Source organism: Burkholderia sp. E168m23, assembly GCF_016586125.1.
Classification (GTDB): Bacteria; Pseudomonadota; Gammaproteobacteria; order Burkholderiales; family Burkholderiaceae; genus Burkholderia; species Burkholderia orbicola.
The window spans coordinates 1-10,685 of the sequence record NZ_BCPP01000125.1; the positions used below are offsets into that span (position 1 = coordinate 1).

Annotated in this window: 9 protein-coding genes and 1 other RNA gene; 2 read left to right on the forward strand and 8 right to left on the reverse strand. The window is 66.9% G+C overall.

Annotated elements, in window-relative coordinates; translation table 11 throughout:
* The 8 genes from JMF90_RS09350 to trxA all read right to left on the reverse strand — a co-directional run.
* A partial coding sequence (locus JMF90_RS09350; protein ID WP_268905942.1) for an MATE family efflux transporter occupies window positions 1-466 on the reverse strand: 466 nt, incomplete at its 3' end.
* A gap of 2 nt (window positions 467-468) precedes the next feature.
* Window positions 469-2,301: a glycosyltransferase family 39 protein gene (locus tag JMF90_RS09355; protein ID WP_006478657.1), complete on the reverse strand. Its 1,833-nt coding sequence runs from the start codon at window positions 2,299-2,301 to the stop codon at window positions 469-471.
* Between the two features lie 144 nt (window positions 2,302-2,445).
* Window positions 2,446-2,712 (reverse strand): type B 50S ribosomal protein L31, encoded by a 267-nt coding sequence (locus JMF90_RS09360; protein ID WP_011549676.1) that lies wholly within the window; start codon window positions 2,710-2,712, stop codon window positions 2,446-2,448.
* Between the two features lie 157 nt (window positions 2,713-2,869).
* Complete coding sequence (locus JMF90_RS09365; RefSeq protein WP_011549677.1) at window positions 2,870-3,703, reverse strand: zinc-dependent peptidase; 834 nt, start codon at window positions 3,701-3,703, stop codon at window positions 2,870-2,872.
* 38 nt (window positions 3,704-3,741) lie between these two features.
* A complete protein-coding gene (locus tag JMF90_RS09370) occupies window positions 3,742-5,298 on the reverse strand; it encodes an MFS transporter (protein WP_011549678.1) in 1,557 nt (518 codons plus the stop codon).
* Window positions 5,295-5,795: a MerR family transcriptional regulator gene (locus tag JMF90_RS09375; protein ID WP_011549679.1), complete on the reverse strand. Its 501-nt coding sequence runs from the start codon at window positions 5,793-5,795 to the stop codon at window positions 5,295-5,297. The genes JMF90_RS09370 and JMF90_RS09375 overlap by 4 nt, the downstream gene beginning before the upstream one ends.
* A gap of 128 nt (window positions 5,796-5,923) precedes the next feature.
* A complete protein-coding gene (gene rho / locus JMF90_RS09380) occupies window positions 5,924-7,186 on the reverse strand; it encodes a transcription termination factor Rho (protein WP_006478662.1) in 1,263 nt (420 codons plus the stop codon).
* A gap of 194 nt (window positions 7,187-7,380) precedes the next feature.
* A complete protein-coding gene (trxA, locus tag JMF90_RS09385; RefSeq protein ID WP_006402348.1) occupies window positions 7,381-7,707 on the reverse strand; it encodes a thioredoxin TrxA in 327 nt (108 codons plus the stop codon).
* Between the two features lie 390 nt (window positions 7,708-8,097).
* Between trxA and ffs the strand changes: the two genes are divergently transcribed.
* An RNA gene (gene ffs / locus JMF90_RS09390) (signal recognition particle sRNA small type) lies at window positions 8,098-8,196 on the forward strand.
* 127 nt (window positions 8,197-8,323) lie between these two features.
* A partial coding sequence (locus JMF90_RS09395; RefSeq protein ID WP_011549680.1) for a DNA polymerase III subunit gamma/tau occupies window positions 8,324-10,685 on the forward strand: 2,362 nt, incomplete at its 3' end.

Here is a 10,685-nt window from a genome sequence, read left to right on the forward strand (position 1 = left end):
CGAGCCGCGGCTTGCCGGCCGCGTTGGTCAGCGCGTTATAGATGCGGAATACGAGGCTGGCGGGCAGCCCGTACGACAGGACGCGCAGGTAGTCGACGGTGCGATCGTGCAGCGCGGCGGGCGCGTGCGCGACGCGCAGCAGCGGCTCGGGAAAATGCAGCAGCAGGAAGCCCGGAATCGAGAGCAGCAGCGCGAGCCACAGCGCCTGGCGCACTTCCTCGCCGATCTCGGCATAGCGCCGCGCGCCGTACAGTTGCCCGGTGATCGGCTGCAGCGCGGACAGGATACCCGTCAGGCCGATGTAGATCGATACGTAGATCGACGAGCCGAGCCCGAGCGCGGCGAGATCGACGGCCGAGTAGCGGCCGACCATCGCGGTGTCGATCACGCCGAACGCGATGATCGCGAGCTGGCCGACCAGCACCGGCCACGCGAGACCGACGATCCGGCGGATGTCGCCGAACATCGTCAATCGGCCGCCTGGCGGCGCGGCGGACGCCGTTTGACGGGCGTCTTCGGCCGTTCGATGCGCTCGTACAGGCGGAAGCGCTCGTCGCGGTCGGCGACGCGGCGGCCTTCCCAGACGAGACGCCACACGTATTGCGACATCGCGCTCGGCTCGCCGAAGTCGGCGCGGTCCTGACGCAGGATCACGTCGCAGTCGCCGGAGAAATCGAAGCGCATGTTGCCGAAATACGCGAAGGTCGCGATCTGCGCGTCGCCGAGCCGCACCGGCGAAATGCACTCGTAGTCGGACGGCAGGTGCACGGCGATCTGTTGCGCGACGTCGCGATAGGTCCGGCCGTAGTTGACGATCGGCAGCCACAGCGTCATCAGCAGCACCCACATCAGCGTGGTGCCCGCGCTCGACAGCACGACGCTGCGCCACAGCACCTTAGGCTGTCGCGACACGCGCCAGCGCGCGAGGAAGCACCAGCACACGGTGACGATCACCGCGCAGATGAACGACAGGATCTTGAAATGCGGCTCGTAGCCGGGCACGAGGCGCGCGAGGTTGCGCGCGAGCGGATGCGGGAAGCCGGTGAGCGACGCGAGCCAGACGAGCCACACGAAGGTGCCGAGGATCGTGAAGCTCAGCACCGCGAACCAGTCGATCGCGTTGATCGCGCCGCGCTTGAGGGTCGGCAGCGCGAACGTCGCGAGCACCGCGAGCGGCGGTAGCAGCAGCATGTACATGCGGTTCGACTGCTGGCTTTGCAGGATCACGAGCGCGACGAGCGGCACGGCGACCGACAGCGGAATCGCGATGTGCGCCCGACGACGCATGCCGGCCCAGCTCCACCACGCCCAGATCGCGAGCGGCCACGCAGGCCACGTGAACAACGGCAGGTTCTTCGCCGCATAGCCGAGCACGGCCGTCGGCGGGCCCGAAAAGCGCATCAGGCTGCCGTGGATCCACTGGTTGAAGAACCACGCGGCGTCGTCGGGCGCCGCGACGAAGGCGGCGAGCGGCCACAGCGCGAAGATCGCGGCCGCGAGCGGCACGCCGACCAGCGGCAGGCGCAGGTTGCGCATCTCGGGCGTGACGAGCCACAGCGCGGCCGTGCCCGCGAGCAGTGCGACGACCAGCACCGGGTTGCCGGACAGCGCAACGAGGCCGATCGCGAGACCCCACCACAGTGCGCCTTGCAGCGGTTTGTCGATGCCGCGCACGATCCCGTACACGAGCATCGCGATCCACGCGAACTGCGCGAGCTGCGGCGTCGTTTCGTGCCCGCGTTCCGCGAGGCCGAAGCAGGCGACGAGCACCAGCAGCGCGCCGTCCGCGAGCGTGCGGCCGTAGTCGCGGGGCTCGGGTTCGCCGCCGAATGCGTATTTGAACGGTTGAACCTCGGCGCGCCGGCCGAGCAGGTAGGCCGCGTACCAGACGAATGCGCATGCGACGCAGAACAGCACGCCGGTATCGACGCGCGACGCGTTGCTCGCGTCGACCCAGGGGCCGAGGCCGCGGATCGACAGCGCACCGAGCCAGTAGCCGAGCGGCCCGTCGGTCGTGATGAACTTGCCGACCAGGTTCGGCAGCAGCCAGTCGTGCCAGCCGCCCTTGGCCATCGTCCACATCACGCCGAAGCCCGCCGCGTCCTCGTTTTTCCACGGGTCGCGGCCGAACAGGCCGAACGCCGCGTAGACGAAGCAGAGCGTGAGCAGCAGCCAGCGTGGCAGCGCACGCGTGGCGGAGGCGGTGAGGCGGACGACAGGCTTCATGCAGATGAGCGATTTGTTATGGGCAGGCGGCCGGCGCGGGTGCGCGCGGTCGAGCCGGTTTCGAGCATCCGGCATTGTAGTCGCGCCCGCTGTTGTGCGTCAGGTCGTTTCCCGGGCGCCGGGCGGCGTCTTTCCGGGCGAGCAGAGACAAAAAAGGGCAGCCTGGGCTGCCCTTTCGTGCGGTACCGGTGCGTAGCAACCACCGGAACGGTGCAAGGCTTACTTTGCTGCAGCCTTGCCGTTGGCGCGTGCGCCGAACTTGTTCTTGAACTTCTCGACACGGCCTGCCGTGTCCATGATCTTTTGCTGACCCGTGTAGAACGAGTGCGATTCCGACGACACTTCGATCTTGGCGAGCGGGTAGGTCTTGCCTTCGTGTTCGATGGTTTCACGCGTCTGGATCGTCGAGCGCGTGATGAACTTGAAGCCGTTCGACATGTCTTGGAAGACGACTTCGCGGTAGTCCGGGTGAATGCCAGGTTTCATGATTTTCCTTGGTGATAGCGGTAGCCAACCCGCCGCTTGCCGTGTCGAGCCGCCCCGATGGGAGCGATTCGGCCGACGCCAAGCCCGGCGCGAGCCACTTGCCTAAGGTCGAAAAACGGCGATTATGCCAGAAAATCAGACGGTTGACGAATAATTTTCACGGCGCGTCGAGGGCCCCGGTGCCGGCCGGGTCCTGCCGGTAGTAGCGCGCCAGCAGCCGGTACAGCTCCGGAAATTCGGACTCGAACGCTTTCGGCCGGACGAACAGCGCCTCGCTGCACACCGCGAAGAATTCCGACGGGTGATCGGCCGCATAGGGATCGATCAGCGAGTCCCGCTCGAAGCGCGCCCATGCGCGATCCGGCACCGCGTCGACGCGCGCGCAGAACTGGTCGTACGCATGTTCGAACACGTCGGCCCACGCCTGCGCGTCGAGGTGCGGCGCATGCCAGCGGCGAAACAGGGGCGGATAGCCGTCGGCCGCGCCGTTGACCATGTCGATCTTGTGCGCGAACTCGTGGATCACGACGTTGTACGCGTCCCGGCCGTCCGTCATCTGCGCGTCTTCCCACGACAGGATCACGGGGCCGCCTTCCCATGCCTCGCCGCTCGCATCCTGCTCGACTTCGTGGACGACGCCGTCCTCGTCCTGCACCGTCTTGCGGATCACGAATTCGCCCGGATACACGACGACGCCCACCCAGCCGTCGTACAGCGACAAATCGAGATTCAGCACGGGCAGGCAGGCCTGCGCGGCGATCGCGACGATCATCGCGTCGGTCAGTTCGAGCCCGTGCGCGGTCGAAAACGATTTTTTCGCGACGAACAGGCTCGTCAGCTCGCGCAGCCTGGCGAGCGCGTCAGGCGGCAGGGCGGCGAGGAACGGCAGGCGCTCGACGGTTTCCTGCCACAGCGCGTCGGGAACCGGATGGCTGCGCAGCGCGCGGTCGCGGCGGCGATCGTCGAACCAGCGGGTCAGTTTCGAAAGCATGGAGGCGGCGGACGAAAATCCAAAGCCTGTCTTTTAACTCAATCGATCTGTTTTTGCCATGCCGCGAAGAGACCGCCGACGAGCGCGACGCCCGCGAGGAAGTAAAAACCGTCGAGCGACGCGAGGAACGACGCCTGTTGCGCGACCATCCGCGCGATCGACGCGATCGCGAGGCCGTGCGCGTCGTTCAGCGCGTGGCCGGCGGCCGCATAGCTGCGCGTCAGTGCATCGACGGTCTGCTGGAACAGCGGGTCGAACACGCTCGCGCGCTCGACGAGCCGCGTCTGGTGCACGGCCACGCGGTGCTGCTCGACGATGATCACCGACGACGTCGCGAACGAGATCGTCAGTTGCCGCACGATGTTCTTCAGCCGGTAGCCGTGCGTGTATTCGTCGATCGCGAAGATCCGGAACGTGAGATTCGCGACCGGCAGCACGATGAAGAGCAGCAGCAGCCCGCGCAGCAGCAACGGGACGATCAGCGCGGCTTCGCCGATCTGCGGCGTCATCCGGGTCATCCACAGCGCGGCCGTGACGGCGATCGCGAACCCGGGCACGACGAACCACTTCTTGTGCGCGACGAATTTCGCGTAGCGCAGGTAGGCGAACAGCGCGGTGGCCGAGATCAGCGACATCGTGCCGACCAGGCGCCCGGCATTCTCGACCGGATAGCCGAGCCCGCCCTCGAGTAACCGGGACGTCAGGTAACTGAAGCCCGTCGTCTCGTAGTAATAGAACATGTAGAGCAGCAGCCCGACCTGGAACGTCCGCTCGCGAAACGCATGCAGCCGCACGAGCGGCGTCGGATGGTGCCACTGGTGATACGCGAACCACGCGAGCGCGCCGAGCCCGGCGAACGTCAGCATGATCAGCATCGGCGAGCCGCTGTAGAGCTGGTAATGCACCTGTTGCAGCACGATCTGCAGCGCCCCTTGCGCGAGCGCGAACACGACGTACGGCCAGAAATGTCCGGAACCGCGTTCGTCGTCCGGCGTGCGGCCGGAATCGGGCAGCGTGAGCAACGCGAGGATCGCGAACGCGATGCCGGCCGGCGCCGTGCACGCGAACAGTGCGCGCCACGTCGAATGCGCGACCAGCAGCCCGCCGACGATCGGCGCGAGCGCGCTGCCGAGCAGGATCATGATCAGGAACGCGCGCGTCGCGGGCGGCCGCTCCTGCGGCTTGAAGCTGATCTGGATCAGGATCCGGCACGCGCCCATCATCGGGCCGATGAAATAGCCCTGGAAGCCGCGCGCGAACGCGAGCTCCAGCGACGTGTCGGCCAGCGCCGCCGCGATCGCGCCGAACGAGAACATCAGCATGCAGCCCGCGACGTAGCGGCGATGGCCGAGCCGGTCGACCCACCATTGCTGCTGCAGGATGCCGAGCACGGCCGTGACCGCGTACGCGCTCGACGACCACACCAGTTCGTCGGGCGACGCGTTGATGCCGCCCGCGATGTAGCTCGCGAAGAACGAGAAGACGGCGTTGTCGAAGTAGTCGATGCCGGTGACGAGCGCGAGTGCCCACGGGAACAGGTCCCCCCGCAGGTTTGCGCGGCTCCACAGCGGCGGCCGGCCCGGCACCGCGTTCATTCGCGATCCTTGCGGGCGCGCCGCGCGCCGGCTTCGGCCCGCCGCTGCGCGATCAGTTCATCCGCGTTTTCGCCGGCGAGGCGCCGCTCGACGTAGTCGATGTCGTGCTGCAACTCCTTGCGCAGCGCGACGGCTTCCTTCAACTCGCGCTGGACGGCCGCGATCCGCCGGTCGAGCGTATCGATCTGCTCGGCGAGGCCGGTGCGGATGTCGCGCAGCGAGGCATCCGAATAGCGGCGCCGGCCGTCGCCCGTTTCTTCCAGCGGACGCTTCAGCATTTCGGTGATGCCGTGCAGCGAGAAGCCGAGCGCGCGCAGCCGCAGGATGCGCGCGAAGCGTTCGAGGTCGGCTTCGTCGTAGAGGCGGTAGCGGCCTTCGCTGCGCGATGGCGTGACGAGTCCGCGCTCTTCGTAATATTTGAGCGTGCGCGGCGTGACGCCGAGTCGCGACGCGGCGTCGCTGACGGTCAGGTGCGGGGTGGCTGCATCGTTCGGCATCGGGTGCGGGGAATTCGAAGGGACAATGACGCGATTATAGATCAACCTGTACGTTCACGTTCAGGTTGGGATCAAAAAACGGCCGCCGGGCAGGGTGCGCGGGCGGCCGTGTTGCGGAGCGGAGGCGATCAGCCGCCGCGGCGCATCAGGTCGAAGAACTCGGAGTTGCTCTTCGTCTGGCGGATCTTGTCGAGCAGGAATTCCATCGCCTCGACCTCGTCCATGTCGTGGATGAACTTGCGCAGCACCCAGATCTTCTGAAGGATCTCGGGTTTGATCAGCATTTCCTCGCGACGCGTGCCCGACTTGTTCAGGTTGATCGACGGGTACACGCGCTTTTCCGCGAGACGGCGCTCGAGGTGCACTTCCATGTTGCCGGTGCCCTTGAACTCTTCGTAGATCACGTCGTCCATGCGGCTGCCGGTTTCGATCAGCGCGGTGCCGATGATCGTCAGCGAGCCGCCTTCCTCGATGTTGCGCGCCGCACCGAAGAAGCGCTTCGGACGCTGCAGCGCGTTCGCGTCGACACCGCCCGTCAGCACCTTGCCCGACGCCGGGATCACGGTGTTGTACGCACGCGCGAGACGCGTGATCGAGTCGAGCAGAATCACGACGTCGTGCTTCATTTCGACGAGGCGCTTGGCCTTCTCGATCACCATTTCGGCGACCTGGACGTGGCGCGTGGCCGGTTCGTCGAACGTCGACGCGATCACTTCGCCGGCGACCGAGCGCTGCATTTCGGTCACTTCTTCCGGGCGTTCGTCGATTAGCAGCACGAACAGGATCACGTCCGGGTGGTTCTGCTTGATCGCGTGCGCGATGTGCTGGAGCATCACGGTCTTGCCCGACTTCGGAGACGCGACGAGCAGGCCGCGCTGGCCCTTGCCGATCGGCGCGATCATGTCGATGATGCGGCCCGTGACGTTTTCCTCGCCGCGCATTTCGCGTTCGAGCGACAGCGGCTTGTTCGGGTGCAGCGGCGTGAGGTTCTCGAACATGATCTTGTGTTTCGAGGCCTCGGGCGGCTGCCCGTTGACTTTGTCGACCTTCACCAGCGCGAAGTAGCGCTCGCCGTCCTTCGGCGTGCGGACTTCACCTTCGATGGTGTCGCCGGTGTGCAGGTTGAAGCGGCGGATCTGCGACGGGCTGATGTAGATGTCGTCGGTGCTCGCGAGGTACGACATTTCCGGCGAGCGCAGGAAGCCGAAGCCGTCCGGCAGCACTTCGAGCGTACCGTCGCCGAAGATCGTCTCTCCCGTCTTGGCGCGCTTTTTGAGAATGGCAAACATCAACTCCTGCTTGCGCAGGCGGTTCGCGTTTTCGATCTCCAGGCCATTGGCCATTTCGATCAGTTCGGAGACGTGCAGAGACTTGAGCTCGGATAAATGCATACGGAGAACCCGCCAGGGAGGAGATGCGACGAAAGAAATAAGGGAGGAGGGCGAGCGGAAGCGCTCAGAGACTTAAATGCGTCTTGTCGACGTTTTTTAATTCTAGCATAGCCCGATTCGCGCTTGAGCGAGCGATCGGCGGCTTGACGGCGGACGTGTTGCCGACTGACAACACGTCCGCGGAACTGCCAGTATTACAGGTGGCTGTCCAGGAATGCGGTGAGCTGCGACTTCGACAGCGCGCCGACCTTCTGCGCGGCGGCCGCGCCGTTCTTGAACAGGATCAGCGTCGGGATGCCGCGCACGCCGAATTTCGCGGGCGTGGCCTGGTTGTCGTCGACGTTGATCTTCGCGATCTGCAGCTTGTCGCCGTAGTCCTTCGCGACTTCGTCGAGGATCGGGGCGATCATCTTGCACGGGCCGCACCATTCGGCCCAGAAATCGACGAGTACGGGCTTGTCGGACTTGACGACGTCCTGTTCGAACGATGCGTCGCTGATGTGTTTGATCTGTTCGCTCATTGGGTCAATACCTCTTACGGTTCGGGGACTGCCTGCTTGCGCGTTGCGGCGTACCGGCCGCCGTAGGCTGCCGGCCGCTGCGGCAGGTCACTCCGCCTTTCCGGAAAGGAGGGGCGTAAGCGCTGCATGCCGCGGCTCGCGGGTCGTTCGGGCGTCATATTAGCCTAAATTGCTATCTGCTGCGGGCGGCGATAGTAGCCGCTACGCGAGTAGGGGTACGACGCGACGTTCGACCGTCGTGCCACGCAGATGGAGGCCGGTCCGCCAATTGCAAGGGGCGGGCCGCATCCCGCCCGCGCGAAGGGGCGATGCGCCGGTTTGCCCGGCGATATTCGCATTGATGCGAACAAACGGTCGCATTCGTCCGGAAGCGGTGATAGAATATGCCGTGACGGGCCTCCTCGCATGGTGGGGCGGTGAACCTGGTCAGGTCGGGAACGAAGCAGCCACAATCGTTTTCCGCCAGTGCCGAGGGTTGGGCTCGTCACCTTCCTTCTCGCCCCGTTCGCAGGGCGTTTTTTATTTCTGCGTCACACTCCGTTCGACCTGCCTCTTGCCCGTCTTCCGCACCGTTTCGCGTGTCGGCGCGACGCAGCGTTACTGATACAATTTCCCGATGACCTATCAAGTTCTCGCACGCAAGTGGCGTCCGAAGGATTTCGCTTCGCTCGTCGGCCAGGAGCACGTCGTCAGGGCGCTCACGCACGCGCTCGACGGCGAGCGTCTCCATCACGCCTATCTGTTTACCGGAACCCGCGGTGTCGGCAAGACGACGCTGTCGCGGATCTTCGCGAAGGCGCTCAACTGTGAAACCGGCGTCACGTCGCAGCCGTGCGGCGTGTGTCGTGCCTGTCGCGAGATCGACGAGGGCCGTTTCGTCGATTACGTCGAGATGGACGCGGCGAGCAATCGCGGCGTCGATGAAATGGCCGCGCTGCTCGAGCGCGCGGTGTACGCGCCCGTCGATGCGCGCTTCAAGGTCTACATGATCGACGAAGTGCACATGCTGACGAATCACGCGTTCAACGCGATGCTGAAGACGCTCGAAGAGCCGCCGCCGCACGTCAAGTTCATCCTCGCGACGACCGATCCGCAGAAAATCCCCGTGACTGTGCTGTCGCGCTGCCTGCAGTTCAACCTGAAGCAGATGCCGGCCGGGCACATCGTGTCGCATCTCGAGCGGATCCTCGGCGAAGAGCAGATCACGTTCGAGCCGCAGGCGCTGCGCCTGCTCGCGCGCGCCGCGCAGGGCAGCATGCGCGACGCGCTGTCCCTGACCGACCAGGCGATCGCCTATTCGGCGAACGAGGTGACCGAGTCGGCGGTGTCGGGCATGCTCGGCGCGCTCGACCAGACATACATGGTGCGCCTGCTCGACGCGCTCGCGGCGGCCAATGGCCCGGAAATCCTCGCGATTGCCGACGAGATGTCGTTGCGCAGCCTGTCGTTCTCGACCGCGCTGCAGGATCTCGCGAGCCTGCTGCACCGGATCGCCTGGGCGCAGTTCGCGCCGGGCTCGGTGCTCGACGAATGGCCGGAAGCGGCCGACCTGCGTCGTTTTGCGGAGACGCTGAGCCCCGAGCAGGTGCAATTGTTCTATCAGATCGCGACGGTCGGGCGCGCCGAGCTTGGCCTTGCGCCCGACGAATACGCCGGTTTCACGATGACGCTGCTGCGGATGCTCGCATTCGAGCCGGCCGTTGGCGCCGGCAGCGCGCCGGGCGGCCAGCCGTCCGTGCCGCCGCGTGCGGTGCCGGCCCCGCGTGCTGCCGCGGCGAAGCCGGTGTCGGCCACGCCCGCCGGCGCAGCGCGTCCGCAAGCTGCGGTGCCGGCTGCACCGGTTGCGCCGGTCGCCCGTTCGGCGCCCGCGCAGTCAAGCGATGAAGCCGAACGGCCGGCCGCCAAGCCGCCTGCCGCCCAGTCACCGGCAGAGGCTGCAGCCTCGGTACCGACAGCGGTCGACGCACAAGCGATCGAGGAGCCGTCGCAGCCGGAAACGAAGGCGGCGCCCGCTGGCGACGTGCCGCCTCCCGCCCGGAAGGAACCCGAGCCGCCTGCCGTTGCCGCCGTGCAGCGAAACGACGAACCGGCTCCGCAGGCCGAACCGGCGCCGCGCGCCGCATCGCCCGAGCCGGCCGCCGCACGGCCGGCGGCGCGCGCAGGCGGTGCCGCCGCCGCGCTCGACGTGCTGCGCAATGCGGGGATGCGCGTGTCGTCGGACCGCGGCGGGCGCGCAGGCGCAACAGCCAAACCGGCGGCGGCCCAGCCGGCCGCCGAGAAGCCGGCCGCGCCGCGTCCGGCCGTCCAGGTGCCGACGCCGCGTGCCGCTGCCCGCGCGCCGCAAGCAGCCGAGTCGCGCCAGCCGTCGCCGCCGTGGGAAGACATCCCGCCCGACGACTACGTGCCGCTCAGCGCCGACGAAATGTTCGGCGGTTCCGACGACGGCTTCGTGCCGGTGTTCGACAGCGGTCCCGACGATGTGCGCGTGACGCCGAAGCCGGCGGACGCGCGTCCGGCCGCGCCGATCGACACGCGGCCGCTGCCGCCCGCGATCGCGCTCGATCCGATCGGCTTCGACGGCGAATGGCCGGCGCTCGCCGCACGGCTGCCGCTGAAGGGCGTCGCGTACCAGCTCGCGTTCAACAGCGAGCTGACGGCCGTCGATGCGGGCACATTGAAACTGTCCGTGCCGGTGCCGCAGTATGCGGACGCCGCGCAGGTGACGAAGCTGAAGGCCGCACTGGCCGATGCGCTCGGCAAGCCGGTCGAGGTGAGCGTCGAGGTCGGGCCCGCACGGCGCACCGCGGCGGCGCTCGATGCGGCCGCGCGCGCGGCGCGCCAGCGCGAAGCCGAGCAGGAGATTCACGGCGATCCGTTCGTCCAGCAGCTCGTGCGCGACTTCGGTGCGCGCATCGTCGAGGGGTCGGTGCGTCCGCTCGCCGATTCGGCGCCGGACGGTGTGCCGCCCACACTTCATT

What these genes read in the sequence shown, in the direction of transcription:
- JMF90_RS09355 (WP_006478657.1), bottom strand. Translation starts at nt 2,301, where the DNA reads ATGCCGGATGCTCGAAACCGGCTCGACCGCGCGCACCCGCGCCGGCCG.
- JMF90_RS09360 (WP_011549676.1), bottom strand. Translation starts at nt 2,712, where the DNA reads ATGAAACCTGGCATTCACCCGGACTACCGCGAAGTCGTCTTCCAAGAC.
- JMF90_RS09365 (WP_011549677.1), bottom strand. Translation starts at nt 3,703, where the DNA reads ATGCTTTCGAAACTGACCCGCTGGTTCGACGATCGCCGCCGCGACCGC.
- JMF90_RS09370 (WP_011549678.1), bottom strand. Translation starts at nt 5,298, where the DNA reads ATGAACGCGGTGCCGGGCCGGCCGCCGCTGTGGAGCCGCGCAAACCTG.
- JMF90_RS09375 (WP_011549679.1), bottom strand. Translation starts at nt 5,795, where the DNA reads ATGCCGAACGATGCAGCCACCCCGCACCTGACCGTCAGCGACGCCGCG.
- rho (WP_006478662.1), bottom strand. Translation starts at nt 7,186, where the DNA reads ATGCATTTATCCGAGCTCAAGTCTCTGCACGTCTCCGAACTGATCGAA.
- trxA (WP_006402348.1), bottom strand. Translation starts at nt 7,707, where the DNA reads ATGAGCGAACAGATCAAACACATCAGCGACGCATCGTTCGAACAGGAC.